The organism is Flectobacillus sp. BAB-3569 (assembly GCF_002270355.1).
Classification (GTDB): Bacteria; Bacteroidota; Bacteroidia; order Cytophagales; family Spirosomataceae; genus Flectobacillus; species Flectobacillus roseus.
In genome coordinates, this window is the sequence record NZ_NJFZ01000022.1 from 145800 (window position 1) to 168704 (window position 22905).

The 22905-nt window shown below is 38.3% G+C and carries 19 protein-coding genes; 9 read left to right on the top strand and 10 right to left on the bottom strand.

Features of this window, described 5'->3' with window-relative positions; translation table 11 throughout:
• Positions 1–207: 207 nt before the first annotated feature.
• Positions 208–3597 carry an isoleucine--tRNA ligase gene (ileS, locus tag BWI92_RS20530; protein ID WP_095166329.1) on the bottom strand — a complete coding sequence of 1130 codons (3390 nt, stop codon included), beginning with the start codon at positions 3595–3597 and terminating at the stop codon, positions 208–210.
• Positions 3598–4409: 812 nt separating this feature from the next.
• Between ileS and BWI92_RS20535 the strand changes: the two genes are divergently transcribed.
• From BWI92_RS20535 to BWI92_RS20550, 4 genes are all read left to right on the top strand, one after another.
• Positions 4410–4544, top strand: a complete 135-nt coding sequence (locus tag BWI92_RS20535; protein WP_409024758.1) for a DUF2256 domain-containing protein — start codon at positions 4410–4412, stop codon at positions 4542–4544.
• Positions 4545–4549: 5 nt separating this feature from the next.
• Complete coding sequence (locus tag BWI92_RS20540) at positions 4550–5137, top strand: 5-formyltetrahydrofolate cyclo-ligase (RefSeq protein WP_095166333.1); 588 nt, start codon at positions 4550–4552, stop codon at positions 5135–5137.
• A 212-nt stretch (positions 5138–5349) separates the two neighbouring features.
• Complete coding sequence (locus BWI92_RS20545) at positions 5350–5871, top strand: hypothetical protein (RefSeq protein ID WP_141234857.1); 522 nt, start codon at positions 5350–5352, stop codon at positions 5869–5871.
• A gap of 113 nt (positions 5872–5984) precedes the next feature.
• Positions 5985–6977, top strand: a complete 993-nt coding sequence (locus BWI92_RS20550) for an aspartate-semialdehyde dehydrogenase (protein WP_095166337.1) — start codon at positions 5985–5987, stop codon at positions 6975–6977.
• Between the two features lie 198 nt (positions 6978–7175).
• Here the strand turns inward: BWI92_RS20550 and BWI92_RS20555 are convergent, their stop codons facing one another.
• From BWI92_RS20555 to BWI92_RS20575, 5 genes are all read right to left on the bottom strand, one after another.
• Complete coding sequence (locus tag BWI92_RS20555; RefSeq protein WP_095166339.1) at positions 7176–7859, bottom strand: hypothetical protein; 684 nt, start codon at positions 7857–7859, stop codon at positions 7176–7178.
• Between the two features lie 455 nt (positions 7860–8314).
• A complete protein-coding gene (locus BWI92_RS20560; RefSeq protein ID WP_095166341.1) occupies positions 8315–9376 on the bottom strand; it encodes an NAD-dependent epimerase/dehydratase family protein in 1062 nt (353 codons plus the stop codon).
• Between the two features lie 77 nt (positions 9377–9453).
• Positions 9454–11397, bottom strand: coding sequence for a KUP/HAK/KT family potassium transporter (locus tag BWI92_RS20565; protein ID WP_095166342.1), 1944 nt, complete (start codon positions 11395–11397; stop codon positions 9454–9456).
• 279 nt (positions 11398–11676) lie between these two features.
• Entirely contained in the window at positions 11677–12852 is a 1176-nt protein-coding gene (locus BWI92_RS20570; protein WP_229363414.1) for a hypothetical protein, read from the bottom strand.
• Between the two features lie 638 nt (positions 12853–13490).
• The gene (locus BWI92_RS20575; RefSeq protein ID WP_229241900.1) at positions 13491–14186 is read right to left on the bottom strand and encodes a helix-turn-helix domain-containing protein; all 696 of its coding nucleotides are present in this window, start codon (positions 14184–14186) and stop codon (positions 13491–13493) included.
• 207 nt (positions 14187–14393) lie between these two features.
• Here BWI92_RS20575 and BWI92_RS20580 point away from each other — a divergent pair, with 207 nt between their 5' ends.
• From BWI92_RS20580 to BWI92_RS20595, 4 genes are all read left to right on the top strand, one after another.
• Entirely contained in the window at positions 14394–15104 is a 711-nt protein-coding gene (locus BWI92_RS20580) for a phosphoadenylyl-sulfate reductase (protein WP_095166344.1), read from the top strand.
• Between the two features lie 188 nt (positions 15105–15292).
• Entirely contained in the window at positions 15293–16243 is a 951-nt protein-coding gene (cysD, locus tag BWI92_RS20585; protein WP_095166345.1) for a sulfate adenylyltransferase subunit CysD, read from the top strand.
• 87 nt (positions 16244–16330) lie between these two features.
• Complete coding sequence (locus tag BWI92_RS20590) at positions 16331–16690, top strand: four helix bundle protein (RefSeq protein WP_095166346.1); 360 nt, start codon at positions 16331–16333, stop codon at positions 16688–16690.
• Positions 16691–16768: 78 nt separating this feature from the next.
• Positions 16769–18019, top strand: a complete 1251-nt coding sequence (locus BWI92_RS20595) for a sulfate adenylyltransferase subunit 1 (protein ID WP_095166347.1) — start codon at positions 16769–16771, stop codon at positions 18017–18019.
• A 108-nt stretch (positions 18020–18127) separates the two neighbouring features.
• On the opposite strand, the gene BWI92_RS20600 is transcribed toward BWI92_RS20595, so the two are convergent.
• The 3 genes from BWI92_RS20600 to BWI92_RS20610 all read right to left on the bottom strand — a co-directional run bounded on the left by BWI92_RS20600 (position 18128) and on the right by BWI92_RS20610 (position 19503).
• Positions 18128–18520: a VOC family protein gene (locus tag BWI92_RS20600; RefSeq protein WP_095166348.1), complete on the bottom strand. Its 393-nt coding sequence runs from the start codon at positions 18518–18520 to the stop codon at positions 18128–18130.
• A 41-nt stretch (positions 18521–18561) separates the two neighbouring features.
• Positions 18562–19017 carry a hypothetical protein gene (locus BWI92_RS20605; RefSeq protein WP_095166349.1) on the bottom strand — a complete coding sequence of 152 codons (456 nt, stop codon included), beginning with the start codon at positions 19015–19017 and terminating at the stop codon, positions 18562–18564.
• Positions 19018–19167: 150 nt separating this feature from the next.
• Positions 19168–19503, bottom strand: coding sequence for a helix-turn-helix domain-containing protein (locus BWI92_RS20610; RefSeq protein ID WP_095166350.1), 336 nt, complete (start codon positions 19501–19503; stop codon positions 19168–19170).
• Positions 19504–19893: 390 nt separating this feature from the next.
• Here BWI92_RS20610 and BWI92_RS20615 point away from each other — a divergent pair, with 390 nt between their 5' ends.
• Entirely contained in the window at positions 19894–20889 is a 996-nt protein-coding gene (locus tag BWI92_RS20615) for a YhdH/YhfP family quinone oxidoreductase (RefSeq protein ID WP_095166351.1), read from the top strand.
• 80 nt (positions 20890–20969) lie between these two features.
• Here the strand turns inward: BWI92_RS20615 and BWI92_RS20620 are convergent, their stop codons facing one another.
• A complete protein-coding gene (locus BWI92_RS20620; RefSeq protein WP_095166352.1) occupies positions 20970–22790 on the bottom strand; it encodes an FAD-dependent oxidoreductase in 1821 nt (606 codons plus the stop codon).
• Positions 22791–22905: the final 115 nt, after the last annotated feature.

Below are 22905 nucleotides of genomic sequence, written 5' to 3' on the forward strand. Positions count from 1 at the left end.
GTAAAACAGTTTCTAAACTGTTTGAAAAATAAGTCCAAGACTAAGTCTTGAACTAGTAATGTGCAATCTTATTTTAGAGCCTTCATAGACAAAAAAGAAAGCGCCGTAGGTGTAACAAGCTTATGCTACCTACGCGCTTATTTATTTGAAAAAGTAATTAAGAGTTAAAAATCACTAAACCACTTAATCACCAACTCACTCAATAAACTAGACTACTACGATTCTCCATTGTAGCACCAATTCTTCCATTTCAACTTCAACTGACTCGCTCAAAGTATTTACTACTTCTAACGAAACCGCTTGAACCTCTTGTGAGATATATTCTTTGAATGCCAATACCCCTGCCGAAACTTCAGCTTGTGTATCCAACAATTCAATTTTAATCTTGTCAGTTACTTCAAAACCAGAATCCTTACGGTAGTTTTGAACACGGTTGACAAACTCACGAGCAATACCTTCTTGACGAAGTTCGTCAGTAATTGTAATGTCTAATGCAACTGTCAACTCATTGTCTTTGGCTGAAAGATAACCTGGAAGGTCTTCTGTCAAAATTTCAACAAGTTCTGGTGTAACTACGATATCGCTACCTGCTGGCGTGTATTGATTTTCTTTTTCCAAAACAGCAATATCATCGTTGCTCATAGCCGAAATCAAAGCTGCTACCTCTTTCATGCGTGGACCAAACTTAGGACCTAATGCTTTGAAGTTAGGTTTTACTTTTTTCGACAATACACCCGATGCGTCATCTAGGTATTCGACCGACTTGATATTTACCTCTGACTTAATCAAATCATCTACGCTACGGATTTGCTCACGCGTTTTTTCACTCAATACGGGAATCAAGATTTTCGACAATGGCTGACGAACTTTGATTTTATTAGTTTTACGCAAAGAGTGAATCAACGAACAAATACGCTGTGCCAAGTCCATCGAAGTTTCAAGATTTTCATCAATCCATTCTGCCTGAACTGTAGGGAAATCTGTTAAGTGTACCGATTCTGGTGCACCAGCTTGGTTGCTAGTCAAGTTTTTGAATAACCAATCTCCATAGAAAGGAGCGATTGGAGACATCAATTGAGCAACTGTTTTTAAGCAATATGCCAAGGTTTCATACGCTGATTTTTTATCATCAGTCATATCACCCTTCCAGAAACGTCTTCTTCCCAAACGTACATACCAGTTAGATAAGTGATCACTCACAAACTCTTGGATAGCACGACCAGCTTTGGTTGGTTCGTAGGTATTGAATGACTCGTCAACTTCTTTCACTAAAGTTTGAAGTTTTGACAAAATCCAGCGGTCAAGTTCTGTGGCAATGCTCTTATCTAAATTGCCTGTTGGCTGATAGCCGTCCAAATTAGCATACAAAGCAAAGAAGTTGTACGTGTTAGTCAATGTACCGAAGAACTTGTTACGTACTTCTGTTACACCCGCCAAGTCAAACTTCAAGTTGTCCCAAGGTTGTGCGTTAGTAATCATATACCAACGAGTTGGGTCAGCTCCGTATTTCTTCAATGTTTCGAATGGGTCGACAGCGTTACCCAAACGTTTTGACATTTTGTTACCGTTTTTATCCAATACCAAACCTGTCGAAACGACGTTTTTGAATGCTACAGAATCCGAAATCATGGCTGAGATAGCATGAAGGGTAAAGAACCAACCACGAGTTTGGTCAACACCTTCAGAGATAAAATCAGCAGGGTATGATTTTTCGAAAATATCTTTATTCTCAAATGGATAATGCCATTGTGCAAAAGGCATCGCACCTGAGTCAAACCAAACGTCGATAAGGTCTGTTTCGCGCGTCATTACCTTACCCGAAGCAGATACCAAATATACTTCATCCACAAACGGACGGTGTAAATCAAGGATATCTTGATCAGCGGCATCTAAGAATGCTTGGTTTTTCTCTTTTTGTTCTGCATTCAAAGCATCATCTTTCAAGGCGTGTTTTACGGCATTGATTAACTCTTGCGTTGAACCAATACACACTTCTTCGGCATCTTCCGAACGCCAGATAGGAAGCGGAGTACCCCAATAACGAGAGCGTGACAAGTTCCAGTCAACCAAGTTTTCGAGCCAGTTACCAAAACGACCTGTACCTGTAGATTCAGGTTTCCAGTTAATGGTATTGTTCAAGGCAATCAACTTATCTTTTACGGCAGTAGTACGGATAAACCAAGAGTCAAGTGGATAATACAAGACTGGTTTGTCGGTACGCCAGCAGTGAGGATAAGGGTGATCAAATTTCTGTACGTTGAATGCTTTGTTTTCAGTTTTCAACTTAATCGCAATACGCTCATCTACAGAAAGGTATTTGTCACGGCCTTGTTTTTCACGCTCGATTTCTTTCTCTTCGTCCGAAAGGTAAGCTTCTTTTACTGGCTCGTTTGCAAAGTCAGTAATTTCAGAGACAAAACGACCTTGACGGTTTACGATAGGAGCTTCTTTTCCATTCTCGTCTTTCACCAAAATGGCAGGTACACCATTTTGCTGAGCCACTCTAAAGTCGTCTGCACCAAAAGTTGGAGCTGTGTGAACCACACCTGTACCGTCTTCAGTTGTAACAAAGTCACCTAAGATTACACGGAAAGCAGGAGCGTCTGGTTGGATATATGGCAACAATTGCTCATATTCGATACCTTCCAAATGCGCACCTTTCAACTCCATAATCACTGTCCAAGGAATCACTTTGTCGCCATCTTTGTAAGCTTCAAAGTCAGCGTCTTTTCCTTTTTCGTTGAAATATTTACCTACCAAATCACGAGCTAATACTACGTTTACTGGCAAGTAAGTATATGGGTTATATGTTTTTACTAAAACGTAATCAATATTTTTTCCAACAGTCAAGGCTGAGTTAGCAGGAAGTGTCCAAGGCGTAGTTGTCCATGCCAAGATATAGATATTATCGCTATCGGCAGCGTCGAACAAGTATCCTGATTTTCCTGTAAGTTTTACCTTAAACTGCGCTGTCAACGAAGTATCTTTTACTTCACGGTAACAACCCGGCTGGTTCAATTCGTGCGAAGACAAACCTGTACCTGCTGCTGGCGAATAAGGCTGAATGGTGTAGCCTTTGTACAACAAACCTTTGTCGTACAACTGCTTCAACAAATGCCAAATAGACTCAATATAATCGTTTTTGTAAGTGATATACGGGTCATCAAGGTCTACCCAATAGCCCATTTTCTCGGTAAGGTCATTCCAGAGGTCAGTAAATTTCATTACTGTCTCACGGCATTTTTTGTTGTATTCTTCTACCGAGATTTTTTTACCAATATCATCTTTTGTAATACCTAATTCTTTTTCTACCTGAAGTTCTACAGGAAGACCGTGCGTATCCCAACCACCTTTGCGTTTTACCTGCTTGCCTTTGAGGGTTTGGTAGCGACAAAAAATATCCTTAATGGCACGTGCCATCACGTGGTGAATACCAGGTGTACCATTGGCCGATGGAGGACCTTCATAGAAAGTAAAAGTAGGTTGCCCTTCACGGATTTCGACGGATTTTTCGAAAACCTTTTGTTCTTGCCAGAATTGCAAAATTTCATCTGCTACCTGAGCGTAGTCTAGGTTTTTATATTCTTTGAAGTTCATTATAAACTGTTTGCTAAAAAGCACGTTTTGTTACTTGCCAAACTGGAGCGTTGATGAAGTTGTGAAACCCCTTGTATTACTGAAACATAACAACTTGCCCCAAAATTCCTGCAAAAGTACAAAAACCTTTTTAAAAGGGGAGTCGATACCCTGAAAATAAGTAAAGGAGAAATAAAGGATGTAGCTACCTCCATTCCCCATTAGGGTTGTACGAAGGATTTCAAATAATTTCAGATTTGGGATTTCTGATTTCGGACGTAGGAGAACTCAGCATTCTACACTCAAAACTCACAACTAATAAAAAAGGTGTACCTGATTACAGATACACCTTTTTGCACAACATTAAAAGATTATTGCCCTTCTAACTCTCCTACTTATGAAATTTTTTTCTACTTATTGAATTTACTTCAAGCCCTTAATTTGAAGTAAACTTGGCGGATGCGTAATATCGAATCCTTAACTTTGGTGTGTCATGACCTTATTTTTTTGACTTTAAAAAGCTGCACCAATTTAAAATCTATTTGAGAATCACAACGTAATGTTTTTTTAGTGGCTAGGCATCGTTTTCTCTCTAACTTTATTGCCTTATTGTTGATACAAATTTATACCTGAAAATCGGGCTTATGATTTGTATTCGATGAACTGTCATAAATGGAAAGTTTTTGGCAAAAAATGGAAGGAATTTGGTAATAATAGTTTTTTCAGAAACTTGCAAAAGTCATTTTTTAGAGCTTGTTTTTTAACATTTAGCTGTTTTGAATGGTTTAAAAGTCATAATAAATTAGACTTTTAAAATAAATATTGTGATGAAAATGCGTAAAAAAGCAGATTTGCCTTCAAAAATTTGCGAAACTTGCAAGCGACCTTTTGCATGGCGAAAGAAATGGGAGAAAGTATGGGATGAGGTAAAATATTGCTCCGACAAATGCCGTAAAACAAAATCATAGAGCCAATGACCAAAAAGGAATTACGAAAACAATATAAAGAAAAACGCAATAGCCTTTCTGAATCTGAATATCAACAGCGCTGTGAGCGAATTGTGGAGAGAGTTATCGAAAACTTCGATTTTTCGACAATACATTATTTGCATCTCTTTTTGCCAATTCGCATTCAGAAAGAAATAGATACCTTTCCGCTGATTGAGCAGCTTCAGTTAAAATATCCACAATTGCGATTGGTAGTACCGAGGGTTGTGCCTAACTCTTTTGAGATGGGACACTACTTGTACGATGTCGCAACAATCACCTTGAGTGAGTGGGGTATTCCAGAGCCTATGCCTGATTCCTCACAAAAGGTATCGCCTCAAAAGATTGATACGGTTTTGTTACCCTTATTGGTTTTTGATGAAAAAGGAAATAGAGTAGGTTATGGCAAAGGATTTTATGATAGATTTCTGACAGAATGTCGACCAGAAGTACAAAAAATAGGCTTGTGTCTTGAAGAAGCAGTGCCATTGATAGAGGAAGTAGGCGAATGGGACATTCCGCTCGATTTTTGTGTGAGTCCACAAAGATGTTATGAATTTGGAGTAAAAAACTGAAAAAGAACCCTTTGGGAACAGTATAGCATAGTATTTTATTAAAATATTAGGAATATATTATTCAAACTAAAGAAATTTCTTTTCTCTTCGGAGATTATGGAGTAATTTTGCGGACTTTTTGACGGGTCGCAACGTAGTGAAAATCAGAAAATTACTAACGATTTGTCAAAAACTTGTAGAAAAAGCCCTATTTGACACTTAAAAAGTATGGAATGATGCGTTTATCAAAGTATGCAAAAATAGGTTGGTGTGTGGTGCTATGCTGGGGTATTTCTCAGGCAGTTTTGGGACAGACAGAATTTCCCAAGCCAAAGTATATCGCAGTGGAGCGCAATTTTTGGGGTATGAAATATATCTACGAAAGGCAGACTATCGAAAACCCATTGGCATTACAAATTCCATTACTACAAATGCAAGACCCTGAAGTAAGCAGCAGGTTCTTGAAGTTTAAGAGTCAACGAAAAGCCATGCAATGGGTCAATATTGCATCAGCAGGGGTTTCGCTTTATACAATTTTTAATCGAGATAAGGTTTCAAATAATTTTTACTGGACTTCGCTAGGCAGTGCTTTGGTGATTACCACTTATTTGAATTTTCGCTCGACTGTCCATTTGTCGAAGTCTATTGCCCGATACAATCAGTTGCAATTGCAGCAAAGTCGAATTGGGTTGAGTATAAATCAAACATCTGATCAAACGCCAGTCATTGGCTTAGGTTGGAAACAGACTTTTTAAGTAATGAGTTAGCTGTCGCTAACTTAAATTTTCGGCTGTTAAATGCTTGTTTTAATTTGATTAACTAAAGCATACAGCGTTTTTTCACTATAACCAAAAAAGTACTTAAAACAATGAAAGTAGCAGTAGTCGGAGCCACAGGTTTGGTCGGTGGCGAAATTATGAAAGTTTTAACGGAGCGTAACTTCCCTGTAACAGAACTTATCCCAGTAGCCTCAGAACGTTCAGTAGGTAAACAGGTTGAGTTTAAGGGTAAGCAGTACACCGTAGTAGGCTTCGAAGATGCTATCAAGATGAAGCCTGATGTAGCGATTTTCTCTGCAGGTGGTGGTACATCTACAAAGATTGCTCCTCTTTTCGCTGAAGCAGGTATTACAGTGGTAGATAACTCGTCGGCATGGCGTATGGATCCAACTAAAAAGTTGGTAGTTCCAGAAATCAACGCTCACACATTGACGACTGAAGATAAAATTATTGCAAACCCTAACTGCTCGACTATCCAAATGGTAGTTGTGTTGAACCCTTTGCACTTGAAATACAAAATCAAGCGTGTGGTTGTTTCAACTTATCAATCAGTTACTGGTACTGGTAAAGCAGCGGTTGACCAATTGTTTGCTGAACGTGAAGGTCGTACAGATGTACCTGCGGTATATCCTCACAAAATCGATTTGAACGTATTGCCACACATCGATGTTTTCTTGGACAACGGATACACCAAAGAAGAAATGAAAATGGTGAACGAAACTAAGAAAATCATGATGGATGACTCAATTGCTGTGACTGCAACTACGGTTCGTATCCCTACGATTGGTGGTCACTCAGAGTCAGTAAATATTGAGTTTGAAAACGAGTTCGATTTGCAAGAAGTATTTGATCTTTTGTCAAACACAGAAGGTGTAATCGTACAAGATGATCCGAAAAACTTTGTTTATCCTATGCCAATCAATGCACATGGTAAAGACGAAGTATTTGTTGGTCGTATCCGTCGTGACGAAACTCAACCAAAAACATTGAACATGTGGATTGTTGCGGATAACCTTCGTAAAGGTGCTGCTACAAACGCTGTTCAAATTGCAGAGTATTTGTCTAAAAACAATCTATTGTAATTAGAAGGCATGAAAGTCATAGGCAAATGCCTATTGCTTACAGCTTAAAGCCTACAACAAAATATTTTTTATTAGGTTTGAGCATCAAGAGTCAAAAAAAGGAAGAGGAGCGGTGTATTTGGAGTGGTGTCCAGTTCATCTTTTGGCTTATCTTCGATGATGAATTAAAAAGCCGAGACGAGAGTCTCGGCTTTTTTGTTATCGTTGGTCTTTGGATTCGAAATAAGGAGCGGGTTTGGGAACTGTCAGCACAGGAGGGCGCCAGTAAACTTTTTTCCCAAACTTAAAACTAAAGCCTGCATATACGCCATAAAAAGATGTATATCCTCCTTGCGAAGAACTGTATTGAATACCTGTATAACTAAATTTCAGATAAAGTCCCAAACGGTCGGCTGATTCTTGTAATTGAAATCCTACGCTTGGCGAAAAACCCCAGTTGATACTATTTTCAAAAGTTTTACGAGGTGTTAGATACTCATAGTCTTTCTCAATTTGTGTATCGTATTGGCTCATGTAGGTACCCGTACTTAATCCTACAAAGGGCTTGATGAGATGCTTTTTCCATAAAAAATAATCAGCAGAGACATTTAGAGGTACGATACGTTTGAGAATTCGACCATACACAATGGGTAAGGCATCACTTTGTGTTTGAACCATCAAATTGGTTCGCATATCATATACGCCCCAGTTCATACCGATTCTGAGGTTTTCGGTCAAATACTTTTTGGCACTAATATCTATACCCGAACCTGCATATTGAGCTTTGTTGCCCCATCCGCCTTCGCCAATATAGCTAAATCCTGAGCTAATTTGAATTTGCCCCAGACTGCCAAAATGTAAAATACACAAAAAAAGAATAGTTGTAAGTAGAGTTTTTTTCATAGTATATCAAGGTCTCAAATAAGTGAGTAAAATCACAAAGTGGCATAAGTTAAAAACGGCAAGATAAGGATGTGATTACTGAATGTATAAGATCGATATGGGCGGAGCAATTAGGAGAAATTTATATAAAAATAAGAAAAAAATGGTCTTTTACAACTTTGATAATCAAATAATTATCAAACGGAAAATCAAACATAAATCATGTCGAATGGAGTGATTATGTTAAAAAGTAGTAGAGACGCAAAGAGTACGTCTTAAGCCAAGTTATATCTAGCATAGTAGCATCAAAAAAGCGGTCGAAAAAATGCTTTTTCGACCGCTTTTTAATAAAAACTTGGAGAATAATCCCAATCCTAAAAATTAGGAATGACTCATGTTTTGATACTATATTTTAGAACGATACATCTTCAGAGGCAAAGCTGTGCATCCGATTGCCGAAAGCCCCAAGCCGAAAGCTATTTCAATACATAAGCCAACTGGCTTTCGTATTCAGTCAACCATGCTGTAATTTCTGAAACAATTTGTTTCATTGAAATGCTTGGCGTCCATCCTGTCAAGGCAGTTACCTTAGAGTTGTCAGTTACATACAAACGAATATCAGCAGCTCTGTTTTCAGTTACTTTGTTGATAGGAATTGTTTTACCCGTTACTTCCTGACAAATCTGTGTAAGTTCTTGTAGAGAAGCACTTACTTCTACACCACCACCAACGTTTAAAATTTCGCCATTTACTTTATCCATATTATGCAATTGGAAATCAATCAAACGATATAGATCAAGTACGTGAAGCATATCACGGGTTTGCTTTCCTGAACCGCCATAACCGATATAGGCTAACTGTTGTTCGAAATAGTGTTTTGCTACCCAAAGCACCATTACACCTTGGTCAACTTTACCCATTTGCCATGGTCCTGTTAATACACCACAACGGTTGATAACAGTTTTTAAACCATAAAACTCATTGTATTCATGAATCATTAATTCAGAAGCCAACTTCGTAGCGCCATACAAAGAGCGAGCGCCATCTAATGGGAAATCTTCAGCAATACCTTTTGACGATACACCTCTTACTGGTTGTTCATCAGCTAAGGCAAAACGTGTATCTGATTCAACGAAGTTTAATTTTTCAATCGTTTTGATTGGATAAATTCTACTAGTTGACAAGAAGATAAAGTTAGCATTACTTTTTTTCGCAAAGTTCAAACAGTTGATTGTACCTACCAAGTTGGTATTGATGAGGTAATCAGGCGTACCGTCCAATCCTGCCAAAACAGAAGGCTCTGCCGAAGCTTCGATAAGGGCGTCTACGATAGGAAGCGCGTCAAAATCTTCTTTATTACGAATGTCGCCGTGTACAAATGTAACACCAGCTTGTGCCAAACGAGGAAGGTTTAATTCTGAACCTTTGCGACGGAGGTTGTCAAGGCAAATAACTTCGTATGAGGGATAGTTTGTTTTTAGAGCAATCGCCAGAGAGGAGCCAACGAAACCAGCTCCTCCTGTAATCAAAATTTTCATATATGATTGTTTATTAAAAGTAAAATCGTGTTCTACGCAGAAGCTTGATAGAACACGATTTGAATATGATTGAAAAATTAGTCAATACGCTTCAAACGAATGTTTTCGGCAGGGCGAATAACTAATGGTACTTTTTCTACTTTTACAGCGCTGGTGTCCAAACCAAACCATTTGTCTTCAGATGGCGTAAAGTCTTTGATAAAGAAATACGCTTTCATGATTAAAGACTCAAACATAGATAGTTGGTTGTCGTAAGACAAGAATTTTTCAAGAACCACAAAACGGAAATCTCCAATTACATTCTGACGATTGAGTGACTCATAACGTGAAGTAATATCCACTTCTCCATTTTTTACCAATTCTTCAACTACTTTTCTGAAGTATAAATTGATTTTTTGTTCTACTCTAAAACCAAGACGGAAAGTTACCTTAATCACATCGTCTGGCTCAATGATGTCCACTTTGTATTCCATTGTATAAGGATCATCGAGGGTATCTACGTGAACAAACCAATAAATATCAGCACGTTTTGGACGTTTTTGGAAAATCGAATAAATGATTTTCGATTCGATTTCGCTCGTGCGAGCCGCATTCGACATAAATACCAAGTGAGTAGCATATTTTGGAATACTCATATCTTGACTCAAGTCTTTCAACGGCTCGATATAATCTACCAATTTGACATATTCGGTCAAACGCATTTTAATGATAAATGCACGATACCAAATAATCATTAGGGCAATAATTGCCGTTGCAATAATCAATGAAACATAACCACCATGGACAAACTTACGTAGGTTGGCAACAAGGAAAGAGCCTTCAATAGATACATATACTACGATGAATGCTACGATCCACCACATATCGAATTTTTTGACATGTAAATAATAGGCCATCAAAGCGGTAGTCATCAACATGGTAAGGGTAATAGCCAAACCATAAGCGGCTTCCATATTAGCAGATTCTTTGAACCATAATACTACGCCCATACAACCCAACCAAAGGAAGATGTTTACACTTGGTACATATAGTTGTCCTTTCTGGTCAGAAGGGTAGTTCAAACGAACTTTTGGCCAGAAGTTCAAACGAATTGCTTCCGATACCAAGGTAAATGAACCCGAAATTAAGGCTTGGCTGGCAATAATGGCAGCAGCCGTAGCAATCACAATACCCCAAAGTAAGAACCATTCTGGCATCAATTCAAAAATAGGTTTACGTCCGTTCAAAAGACTACCATTTTGATGAATCAACCATGCTCCTTGACCAAAATATTGAAGAATCAAACAGATTTTTACAAATACCCAACTCACACGAATGTTACCTCTACCACAGTGACCTAAGTCTGAATACAAGGCTTCAGCACCAGTAGTACAAAGGAATACCGCACCTAATGTCCAGAAACCACTTTCTCCATTATAAGGATTGGTCAATAATTGAATCGCATAATGCGGTGAAAACGCTCTTAGAATACTCCAGTCTTTGGCGATCCATACAATGCCTAGGAAACCAAGCATACTAAACCAAATCAACATAATAGGGCCAAATGCACGACCTACCATTTTGGTACCTAGTACTTGAAACATGAACAAAACAGTGATAATTGCGAGTACAATCGGTACGGTTTCAATATCAGGTTTTATCATTCGAAGTCCTTCTACTGCGGAGGCGACAGACACGGGAGGTGTGATAATACCATCGGCCAGGAGGGTTGCGCCACCAATAATTGCAGGAACAGTAAGCCATTTGGCATGACGACGAACTAAAGCAAATAGAGCAAAAATACCACCCTCACCTCGGTTATCTGCTCGCAAAATCAGGATAACATATTTGAGTGTTGTCTGTAAGGTCAATGTCCAAAAAATACAAGATAAACCGCCCAAAACGGTTGTTTCATTGATAGGAGCGGAGCCTATGATAGACTGCATTACGTAGAGTGGGGATGTACCAATATCACCGTAGATAATTCCCATTGCCACTAGCAGACCCGCTGCTGTGGCTTTGTCGGTATGTTTGTGTTCCATAGATGGAATCGCTTGTGTTTTATAATAATGATTAGAATTACTTGTCTGAGTATCTGTAAATTATGACTTATTGTTGGTAAGCATGTTTCTCTAATCTATAAAAAACACAAAAAGTTAGGGGTTTTGTAATAGATATTTGTCTGATAATATTTCAAAGTGCTAAAAGTGAGCAAATATAATATCTCTTCTGATTTATTCATCAAGAAAAAGTTCCCCAATTAATGAAAGATATATTTTATCTATGAACGGATTAAGTCGCTGATGATTTGGAATTTGGCTTTATGGGTTAACATAGTAATATCCAAAGATGATATTCATTTCATCCTCAGAGGTTAAACCAAAGCCTAAGTTTTTGTTAGTAGTATTGTTATAGGTTACCACAGAAGTTAATCCTTCGCCTTTTTTTAGTTGTATAGGAGTGCTAAAATTAATCACTTTAGGATGTTCCCAGTCGGTGCTTTCATAAACGGTCTCGCCATCTCGTGTGCCTCCTTTGATTTTGATAACAAACTTTTCACCATACTTATGATTATGTGAAGTAAGTGAAACAATGGTGACATTGCTATCAAATTTAAAATCTTTAGTAATAGTGGTGCGCTGATTGGCTGGCAGACTAAAGCTTGTATTATTAAAATCAATCATTTGCACTATTTTTTGAACTTTGGCAGCAGGAACAGTGTAAAGATTGACATAATTTTCGCCTAAAAACGGTTGATTTGTTTTATTGAAATAATGTGGATTGACATCTATTGCGGTACCAGCTGGAAGTTTCAATGCCATACCTTCTGGAAAAGTATAATCTTGATTAGGGTCGGTGCCACCGCCCAAAAAGATATGATTTGACATTTGTAAAACTGTGAGAGCATTCAGAGAATTATCAGCATTACGCAAATCACGAACGATATCAATGGTAGGCATCAGCAAAGCGTTATCTTTATTTCTAAAATCATATAGCACTAAGTGGTGACTATTAGGACGAGATTTGAGCTTGATGCGATTCACATACACATCGCTAGAGTTGCCCAAACTTTTTCGAACAAAAATTTCCCTCTCAAAATTAGCCGCTACATTAAAAGCATCCACGTGTAGTTGAATACCAGTAACTCCTTCTTCTTGTGGACTTTTGAGTGCTTCGAAAGGAGCACTATTCGCTGCGTAACTAGGTGTTTTGTCATCCAACAAAGTTTTGTCTACCACATCGCCTGTGCGTGGCGCACCAGCTTCTATCCATCTTCTGATAAATTCGATTTGTCCAACATATAAAGGATTGCTTCCAAGTGGCATCGGAAGTCCGTATTGTTTATTGCTATGATGACTGGCATCCCATTCGAGCTTATGAAACAGAAGACTTTCTAAAGATTTAAAAGGTTTAACTCTTTGGAGATTATCTGTTTTGGCTAAATCATTTTTGGGATTTACACCAATAAGATTTTGATAAGCTACCGATTTTTCCAATACTAAGCCATGCTGGGCATAAGTATTATCGCTAGTAGAGGCATGACAACCAGAGGTAGCACATGAGGGGGTGAGTATTTTTGCTGAATTAAGTCAAAAGAGGATACTGTAGTAGCGTCAGTGCTATCAATAGATTTTTTGGAGCAACCTAGGGTAAGTAAAAAGACACCCAAAAAAGCCCCAAATAACAAATTGGAGTAAGAATTTTTCATATTGGAGGTTCGAGAAATGTAAAGGGAAGTAAGTATTATTCAAACGCTTTAAGCACACTCTATTTAAGTTGGTGGGCAAAATAGAATTTAATTTTTGTACCCAAGGCATTCAGGTATCAGCTTTCGGCGGTGGGCTTTGTAAAAAAGCATGGCTGTGGTTAATAAAAACATTTTAACACTCTGTGCCTTGTGCCTGTTGCCTTGTGCCTGTTGCCTTGTCCCTAAACACATAACTTAAATCTTATTCTGCACGATTACTTAAGTTAGTGGACAAAATAAAATTTAATTTTTGAGCTTACGGCTTTCAGCTCTGGGCATTCGGGAAAATATATCTATCGTTACTAAAAAACATTTTAACACTCTTTGCCTTGTGCCTGTCGCCTCTTGCCTTCAATACAAAACTTAAATTTAATTTTGCGTATTAATCTAATAAATCACATACGTATCTACTAACTCGTTGGGTTGTACTCTTAACACATGACCTAATACCAACAACACCAACGTTCTTGAGGCGAGCCATAGAGGAATTTTGGCTATCTCAGCAAATTTTTCTAAAGTAATATTTTGATGTTGAGCTAGATATTCCATCAACACTTTTTCCTTTTCACCAAATACAAATCGAATACCTTCTTCATTTTCACGACGTAAAATTTGCTTAACCTCTTTGCTGGCTTGTACCGAGCGATCTTGTACTCTTACATAAGCCTTTGGAGGCTCAGTAGCCGAAAGTTTTACAAAATGCGGTTTTTCATTACTTTGAGGTATCGTAAAAATCAATATATCACGCTCGTTGGTAATAGCCATTCGTTCGAGTTGAAAATTAATAGGAGGGTCGCAAAATTTTTCAATGGCTTGTACCAGAATAAACTCCTCATCGTCAGCGAATTTTAAGCCTGGAATACTTTTGTCGTCGCCGACACCCAACAATAAGGTTCCTCCATCGGTATTGGCAAAGGCTACTATTTCACGAATAATTTTTTCAGGATGCTTGGCTTTTAGCTTGAATTCTAGTTGACTGCCTTCTCCTTTCCGCACAAGATTTTTCAAATCCTTCAAGTCCATGTCCGACATGCGGCTGCGACTGTTTGTTTTTTCAAAATACGAAACAAGTCTCTGATTCATAGCTTTTTATATTTATGCTCGACACACGTAGTTGTCACTATTGCTTTTAAAGATAACAGTTTTAGATTGAGAAAATTTCATGTAAATAAAAAATATTTCACCTAACAAGACTACTTTATCACTAGACTTTATATATATTTGTGGTAGAATTGAAATGGGGCTAAGCCTCGCTAAATCAGCAAGGTACGATACTTGCTTTATGTGAAAATGGCAGATTTATTCGCGTTAAAACAAACATTAGAATCACTCTCTCTCGGCGAAGCGCTTCAGTATGTAGCCGAAAATTATCAAAATGTAGTGTTTTCTACTTCATTTGGGCAGGAAGATCAGGTAATTACCGACGCAATCTACAAGAACAATCCTACCAATGCTGCTCTCAACATTCGTGTCTTTACGCTTGATACTGGTCGTTTGTTTCAGGAAACGTACGATTTGATGGATGCTACTAGAGCTAAGTACAATCAATCATTCGAAACGTATTTCCCAAATACAGCCAAAGTCGAAGCATTGGCAAAGGAAAAGGGCTTTAATAGTTTTTATTTCTCTGTTGAGAATCGCAAAGAATGTTGTTTTATTCGTAAAATCGAACCATTAAAACGTGCACTAACTGGTGCAGAGGTGTGGATTACAGGTTTGCGAGCTGAACAGTCAGATAACCGTTCGGATATGCCAATTGTAGAATGGGACGAAGCGAATCAAATCATTAAATTCAATCCATTAATCCACTGGACTTACGAAGAGGTATTGGCCTATATCAAAGCTAACCGTGTTCCTGACAGTCCATTGCATCGCAAAGGATTTATTTCGATTGGTTGTGCACCTTGTACCCGTGCTATTACCGAAGGAGAGCATCCTCGTGCAGGTCGCTGGTGGTGGGAAGCATCTCAAAAAGAGTGCGGATTGCATGCAGCAAAATAAAATTGAATTAATGCGCTATCGGCCATAAGTTTTAGGTATTATGCCAAAAAATTTCATTGAATAGAGAAATTCTTTTGCCGAATGCCCATAGCCGACAACAGCCGAAATTTTGACCATGAATGAGTCAAAATCGCTCATTCTCAAATCACTCAATATATAGAAGAATATTGATTAAATAATAATAGAATATGAGTAATGTATCGATAGAAAAAGATGTTGAAGTAGCTTCCGAAGCACAACCAAAATGGGGTGTATTTCCTCGTGAGTTGGAAGATGAAGCCATTTATATTATTCGTGAGGTAGCGGCGCAGTTCGAGCGTCCTGCTTTGTTGTTTTCAGGGGGTAAAGATTCTATTACCCTTGTGCGTTTGGCACAAAAGGCGTTTTATCCAGGGAAAATCCCTTTCCCATTAGTACATATCGATACTGGCCATAACTTCCCTGAAACCGTTGAGTTTAGAGACTGGCTAGCAAACGAAGTAGGCGCCGACCTTATCGTTCGCTATGTGCAAGACTCTATCAACCAAGGTAAAGTAAAAGAGGAAACAGGTAAGTATGCTTCCAGAAATGCTTTGCAAACAGTAACCCTACTTGATACAATCGAAGAATTTAAGTTTGACGCTTGTATCGGTGGTGCACGCCGTGACGAAGAAAAAGCTCGTGCCAAAGAACGTATTTTCTCAGTACGTGACGACTTCGGTCAGTGGGATGCTAAGCGTCAACGTCCAGAATTGTTCGATATGCTAAACGGACGTATTTCGATTGGTGAAAACGTGCGTGTATTCCCTATTTCAAACTGGACAGAATTAGATGTTTGGAATTATATTAAGGAAGAAAAAATGGCGATTCCTTCAATCTATTACTCGCACAAACGTCAGGTAATTGAAAGAGATGGAATGCTTTGGGCTGATTCTGAATACCTAAACAAAGATGCTGACGAAATTCCATTCGAAGCTACAGTACGTTTCCGTACAGTAGGCGACATGACTTGTACAGCAGCTGTATCTTCAGAAGCAGTAGAGCTAGACGATATTATTGGCGAAATCCTCGCAGCAGAAATCTCAGAACGTGGTGCCCGCATCGACGACAAACGCTCTGAAGCAGCCATGGAAAAACGCAAGCAACAAGGATATTTTTAAGTGATGAGTTGTGAGTGATGAATGTTGAGTTAACTTTTTGTAAATTACTAAGAAATAAAAATCACCTATTTCTTTATTTTCTACAAAATGAAACACGAAAATCTTAAAGTTCGTACTAAAGCATTTGCACTCCGAATAATCAATCTTGTTGATAAACTACCAAATAATTTATCCTGCCAAGTTATTGGAAAACAATTACTTCGTTGTGGTACTTCTGTAGGAGCTAATTATCGGGCTTCTTGCAGAGCAAGATCTCAAACCGATTTTATCTCAAAAATTGGCATTGTGATAGAAGAAGCAGATGAAGCATTGTTCTGGATGGAATTATTAGTTGAGTCAGGAATGATAAAAGAGGTATTACTGCAAAGTTTGATAAATGAAGCAAATGAGCTGGTAGCCATTTTTATTGCATCTGGTAAAACGGCAAAAGAAAATAATAAAAATTAAAGTTGAGAGTGAGAAAAACATCAATGTTGATGAAAATTTTAATTCCTCACTCCGCACTCAAAACTCCACACTCAGTAGATGGACATTTTAAGAATAGCAACAGCAGGTTCGGTTGATGACGGAAAAAGTACATTAATTGGACGTTTATTATACGAAACAAAATCTATTACAAAAGACAAAATCGAAGCACTTGAAGCGGCTTCGAAAAGAAAAGGTCTTGATTTTCTTGACTTGTCATTGTTGACAGATGGCCTAATCGCTGAGCGTGAACAAGGTATCACAATCGACGTGGCACATATCTATTTCTCGACACCAAAACGCAAGTATATCATTGCCGATACCCCTGGGCACTTCGAATATACGCGTAACATGGTAACTGGTGCTTCGAACACCAAAGTATCAATGATTTTGATTGATGCTCGTAATGGCGTGTTGGAACAAACTTACCGCCACTTCTTTATCGCTTCTACTTTGCGAATTCCAAAAGTTGTTGTTTGTGTCAACAAAATGGACTTGGTAGGTTATAGCGAAGAGCGTTTCAACGAAATCAAAGCTAGTGTTGAGGAGTTAGCTTCAAAAGTATCTTTCGAAGGACAAGAGATTACTTTCATTCCTATGTCTTCTTTGTACGGACAAAACCTTTCTACTAAATCAGACGAAATGCCTTGGTACAAAGGCTTGCCATTATTAGAAGAATTAGAGCAATTCCATCCAGAAACAGCAGTTGGTGCTTCGCACTCAGCTCGTTTCCCTGTGCAATTTGTGGTTCGTCCAAAAACTGAAGAATTCCACGATTACAGAGGATACGCTGGTAAAATTGCGAGTGGTGAATTTGCGGTAGGAGATACTGTAACGGTATTGCCAACTGGACAAAGTACAAAAATTGCTACGATTGAGAAATTTGGTCAAAAGCTCGAAACAGCAGGTCCAAAAGAATCAGTAGTAATTACCCTCGAAACAGATGTAGATGTATCGCGCGGTAATATGTTGGTAAAATCAGATGACCAACCAGCGCAGTTGAAAGAAATCAATGCAAAAGTATGTTGGTTAGACTCTCAAGCTTTGACTTCGGGTCGTAACTATATTTTACAACATGGCATCAACGATTCAAAAGCTAAAGTTGTAAGCTTGAACAAAAAGTACGATGTCGTAAACCACGATGTTATTGCTGATTTCTCAGAATTGAAATTAAATGAAATTGCAGAGGTAACAATCAAAACGGCCAAACCAATTTTTGCAGATAAATATGAAGATAACCCATCTAATGGAGCCTTTATTTTGATTGACGAATTTTCACATTCAACTGTTGGAGTTGGTTTTGTGTTGTAGGTTTGATATAAAAGAATGAAAAAAGGTTGTCGAGGCTATAAAGCTTTGACAACCTTTTTTTGTATAGAAATTGGAGTATGATTTTTAAAATATCACCACTCAATATCCTTATCCCATCGGCGTACAAAGCTCTATCAAAAAGCCATCAATATCACGCACATAAGCTACTGTTTGCCCCCAAGGCTTTTGTTTGGGTTTAGCTACTAAGGTTGCGCCAGCTTCTATAGATTGTTTTACCAAAGCTTCAACATCATCGGTAGTAAAGCCTATTTCGATAGCGAAGGGCTTTGTTGATAGACTACTTTCCTGAAAACCTTCTGGTAAATTGCTTTCTGCTAATGATTTATGAGCAAAAGATAAAGTTGTTTCACCTGTAATTAACTCAGCGTATGTACCGTCAGGGCTGATAAACTTCGTCGTGAATTGAAAAGCCTTTTCGTAAAATGCCACAGACTTTTCAACATCTGAAACATACAAAATGGTATAAGCAAACTTAATCATAGCAAATAAGGTTTGAGTTTTGACGAAATGAGATGAATCCTTTATTCTATTCCTAATAAAATCTCCGTAACGTTTTCGGCTGAAGTAAGATTTACCCAATTAATATACACCTCACGAACTTGATTGGTGGGTTTTGCTCCACTGCCATATAGTTCCTTAAATAAAACTTCATACACAGGCTCGATATTACTGAAATCGCCATGATGCACATGCGCCATAGCCTTGAAGCTTTCGTGTGTGGTTAAAGTATATTTTTCAGGTAACTCAACCTCTACATCATTGACAGGCAATGCGATTTCGAGTGTAAAAGGTTTGGTAGGGTCGCCAGAAGCGTTCCAATAAATAAACTCTAAAGGTCCTTGTGCTTCTAAGCCTAATTGTGTTGCCGTCACATACAAAGGCTCTACCTCGCGCATAGCAATAGCGTTGACATGAGGCAAGGTTGTTTCGGTACTGTAAATGAAATACTTCTGAGCAGGGATTTGTTTCGTTGTCATTTTGATTGTGAAGTTTAAAGTATAAGAAGTTTTGCAATGGGTTACATAAATTCACTCGGTCTTTAAGGTTCAACATTTTGCTTTACCTTGAAGACATCACAAAATAACTACTGCTCAGTGACAAGGGTATGTCAGTAGGGTTAAAAAAAATTACATATTTTGTAAAGTTTTTTCTTGATGAATACGTCCCCACTTTCGAATTTCTTTCACAATCGGATAAATCGTTTCGCCATATTCGGTCAAAGCATATTCTACACGTGGAGGAACTTCTGCAAAAACGGTTCTACTCAAAATACCGTCAGCTTCGAGTTCATCTAATTGTTTGGCCAACATTCGTTCGCTAATAGTTGGAAGCGCACGTTTCATTTCCCCAAATCGATTTACCTCTTTTTTGATAAGTACCAATAAAGTGGTTTTGCATTTTCCCTTCAAGACTTTCATAAATACATCCGAAGGACAGCTATATTCAACAAGATTTTTTTCCATTTTTCAAAAAATAAAACACTGATAGTCAGCAAAACTGCATTTTTTGTAAGTATCTGTACCTAATGTAATCCCTTGACATTCACGGATATTTTATAGAAGTTTATGACAGAAAGCAAAATAAATGAATTTTATCTGAAAGCACTCTAGAGAGCAAGCTAAAGTTCAATTGAGATGTTGTGTTAAGAATAGAAATTTTGAAATAAATATTTGATTAGAAGTAATTTATAGATTTTGCATGTGATAATCTGATATTGAACAAAACAAGAAAGTGTAATCCTGATGTTTGAACTTACAGTTTAAAACTGTTAAAAAATGAGTCCAAGACTAAGTCTTAAACTAGTAACGTATAAAGCTTAAAGCGGGTAAAATACCCATTAACATAACAAAACTATGAGCCAATTTAAAGCCCTTGTGGTATCCGAAAATGCTGAAAAGCAATATGTAAGAACTATCACTCAACGCAATATCGAAGACTTACCCGCAGGAGAGGTATTAATCAAAGTCCACTATTCTACCTTGAACTATAAAGATGCTTTATCTTCGATTGGAAATAAGGGAGTAACTCGCAATTATCCACATACGCCAGGGATTGATGCATCGGGTGTCGTGGTTGAAAGTACTGATGCTAATTTTTCGGTTGGGCAAGAAGTATTAGTCACCAGTTATGATTTAGGAATGAATACTTCGGGTGCTTTGGCCGAATACATTCGTGTGCCTGCCAAATGGGTTATTGCTCTGCCAGCAGGATTGAGCCTTTCAGAAGCCATGATTTTAGGTACAGCGGGTTTTACAGCAGGTTTATGTATCGATGCTTTGTTGAAGTATGGTGTTAGTCCAGAAAAAGGAAAGGTGATTGTAACAGGTTCGACGGGTGGGGTAGGAATTTTGTCGGTAGCTATTTTAGCCAAATTAGGTTTTGAAGTAGTGGCTGTCACTGGCAAACCCGAAGCCGCTGAGTTACTTCAACGTTTAGGCGCAAAGGAGATTGTCAGTCGCGAAAGTTTGAACGATGCCTCTGGTCGTCCAATGTTAAAGTCGATATATGCAGGGGCAGTGGATACCGTAGGAGGGAATATCTTAGCCACTATTTTGAAGTCACTTCATTATGGCGGAGCCGTTGCTGCTTGTGGTTTGGTGGCATCTCCTGATTTACCGACTTCGGTATTTCCATTTATCTTAAGAGGCAATGCTCTGTTAGGGATAGATTCAGCCGAATGTCCAATGTCCAAACGCTTAGAAATTTGGCAACATCTAGCCAGCGATTGGAAGTTAGACAACCTCGATTTAATCAGTCATGAGATTGGTTTAGAGGAAGTTCCAGCAAAATTAGACTTAATGTTAGAAGGGAAATCTTTCGGGAAAAGTTTGGTTAAAATCATTGGCTAAAATAGGATAATCCCGATAAAATACTTTTCCAAAATCCATAGATTTACCCTTCTAAAATTAGCATAAAATAGGAGGTAAATCTATGGATTTTTTATGCTAATTTCTTGTGTCAAAAAGCCTTCATGATCTATTTTTTGATAAAAAGGATTCAAAACTTTATCCACAAGATAAGCCAATTCTCCTTTTTGGATAGTTCCTGTCGGTGGAAGATTTACTTGGTGTTTTGGGGATATATGGATAAATATGCTTTTCAATTGTGGATAACTCAGTGGATAACTCAACTCCGACTCTGTAAATGTGGGTAACTTGAGCTTTGGATAGTAAGGTTTTAAACCTTCTAAGAAATCTTTCAACAATACAGTGGAGTCTGGGTAGAACCATGTTTCATTCGACCATCTGTCGTTTTTACCTTCTCCCTTCAAGATACCTGTTGCTCCCATTTTTTGAATAGCTCTAAAATAAGGATGCTCAGGAGATACATCAATATAAGGCATAAGGTAGGCTTTCTGGTTGACTAAGGTATTTTGTACTTTTCGAATAGATACTTTTTCGGGAGAAACCTTATTTTGTACGGCAAGACTTGCCAAAACGCCTGCTGCTTGTCCTATTTCCATGACAACAGGCTGAAGGCGAGAGGCTCCGTTGACGAGATTGGAAACGGAGATAGATTTTTCAGCAACGATAAGATTACTGACATGCTCAGGGATAAGACTCCCTAAAGGAATATTGAAAGAAGGTACTGGAACAAAGTACAAATCGGGTGCTTTGGGGTTTTTGCCATGATGCTGATCTATAGGATAATCGCCCACGGCGATACCTGTGCGATAGAGTGGCTCGACTTGCGCAAAAGGTTTTTCAAGATGATTCATATTGATTCGCGCCAGTCCCTTGATGCGTCGACTTTCGCGGTGATAGGGAATGATAGGAAGAGAATCTTTTGTTTCAAAAACATCAGCTAATCCGAGGGTATTCCAGCCCAGTTCGGTTTGCATGAAGTACACAAAATTTCGGGTATGCTCTTTGGCTTTTATGATAGCTTGTTTGCGTTGCTCGGCATTCATATCTACCATATTGACATAATAATCATTACCATGAATTGGCCAATTGATCATGTAAAGGTCATTTTGTAGCTTCCCATACGTTTTCATTTTTTCACAATCCCAAAGCCTAGGCATTTGTTTGTCAGGGCATAGTTTTTCACAAGCACAAATAAAATCCTCTCTACGATAATCAGCAGAAGGGCTTACAGGCTTTTGAACCTGATGGTAGTCTTTTAGTACTGCAACATAAGTTAAGTCTTGAATAATATCATTGGCTTGTTGAGGGGCTACTCTTTCCTGATAAGTACTCTGGGCATCCATTCCTATGTCATATTTGACACCCAATAAGGCAGCTACATCGCCTAATTCGGTAGCATCGATAATGATTTTAGCTTGAATTGTTGACGACGTATTTCCTACTAAAGTAATAAGCCAGCGGTTATTCTGAGAAATAATCTGCGTATAACGAGTGCCCAATAGTACATCAAGGTTTGGTTCTTTGCTACACATCTCGGAAAGAATCTGTTGCCCTACTTGGGGTTCAAACATCACTTGGCTAACCCAGCCTGTTTGTAAGGCTGTGGCTGTACCATAATGTTTGATAAGTGCATTTTTGAATTCTGCCCAAAGTCCACTGGGTAAATGATGATTACCATCTATGGCACTGACGCCTGCCGAGGTAGGCATTCCTCCAAGCCAAGCTTCCTCTTCAATGATGGTAACCTTTACGCCTAATCGAGCAGCTTGAATACCTGCCATCACGCCACTAGCACCTCCACCAATCACAAGAACGTCTGTTTTTAGTTGTGCGAAACTCAAAAAGGGAATGAGGTAGACGAAGAGGAAAGCAAATTTTTTCATAGAGGATTAAATATTGAGAAGACTCACAAGAGGATTATAGTAGAGAGCAGATAGAGTTCTTTCAAAAATATCTTCTGCCTTTTACTTTTACCCTAAGTTATACAAAAAATAAAGG

Coding starts and splice junctions, on each gene's coding strand:
- ileS (WP_095166329.1), bottom strand. CDS start 3,597: ATGAACTTCAAAGAATATAAAAACCTAGACTACGCTCAGGTAGCAGAT.
- BWI92_RS20535 (WP_409024758.1), top strand. CDS start 4,410: ATGCGTAAAAAAGCAGATTTGCCTTCAAAAATTTGCGAAACTTGCAAG.
- BWI92_RS20540 (WP_095166333.1), top strand. CDS start 4,550: ATGACCAAAAAGGAATTACGAAAACAATATAAAGAAAAACGCAATAGC.
- BWI92_RS20545 (WP_141234857.1), top strand. CDS start 5,350: ATGATGCGTTTATCAAAGTATGCAAAAATAGGTTGGTGTGTGGTGCTA.
- BWI92_RS20550 (WP_095166337.1), top strand. CDS start 5,985: ATGAAAGTAGCAGTAGTCGGAGCCACAGGTTTGGTCGGTGGCGAAATT.
- BWI92_RS20555 (WP_095166339.1), bottom strand. CDS start 7,859: ATGAAAAAAACTCTACTTACAACTATTCTTTTTTTGTGTATTTTACAT.
- BWI92_RS20560 (WP_095166341.1), bottom strand. CDS start 9,376: ATGAAAATTTTGATTACAGGAGGAGCTGGTTTCGTTGGCTCCTCTCTG.
- BWI92_RS20565 (WP_095166342.1), bottom strand. CDS start 11,397: ATGGAACACAAACATACCGACAAAGCCACAGCAGCGGGTCTGCTAGTG.
- BWI92_RS20575 (WP_229241900.1), bottom strand. CDS start 14,186: ATGAATCAGAGACTTGTTTCGTATTTTGAAAAAACAAACAGTCGCAGC.
- BWI92_RS20580 (WP_095166344.1), top strand. CDS start 14,394: ATGGCAGATTTATTCGCGTTAAAACAAACATTAGAATCACTCTCTCTC.
- cysD (WP_095166345.1), top strand. CDS start 15,293: ATGAGTAATGTATCGATAGAAAAAGATGTTGAAGTAGCTTCCGAAGCA.
- BWI92_RS20590 (WP_095166346.1), top strand. CDS start 16,331: ATGAAACACGAAAATCTTAAAGTTCGTACTAAAGCATTTGCACTCCGA.
- BWI92_RS20595 (WP_095166347.1), top strand. CDS start 16,769: ATGGACATTTTAAGAATAGCAACAGCAGGTTCGGTTGATGACGGAAAA.
- BWI92_RS20600 (WP_095166348.1), bottom strand. CDS start 18,520: ATGATTAAGTTTGCTTATACCATTTTGTATGTTTCAGATGTTGAAAAG.
- BWI92_RS20605 (WP_095166349.1), bottom strand. CDS start 19,017: ATGACAACGAAACAAATCCCTGCTCAGAAGTATTTCATTTACAGTACC.
- BWI92_RS20610 (WP_095166350.1), bottom strand. CDS start 19,503: ATGGAAAAAAATCTTGTTGAATATAGCTGTCCTTCGGATGTATTTATG.
- BWI92_RS20615 (WP_095166351.1), top strand. CDS start 19,894: ATGAGCCAATTTAAAGCCCTTGTGGTATCCGAAAATGCTGAAAAGCAA.
- BWI92_RS20620 (WP_095166352.1), bottom strand. CDS start 22,790: ATGAAAAAATTTGCTTTCCTCTTCGTCTACCTCATTCCCTTTTTGAGT.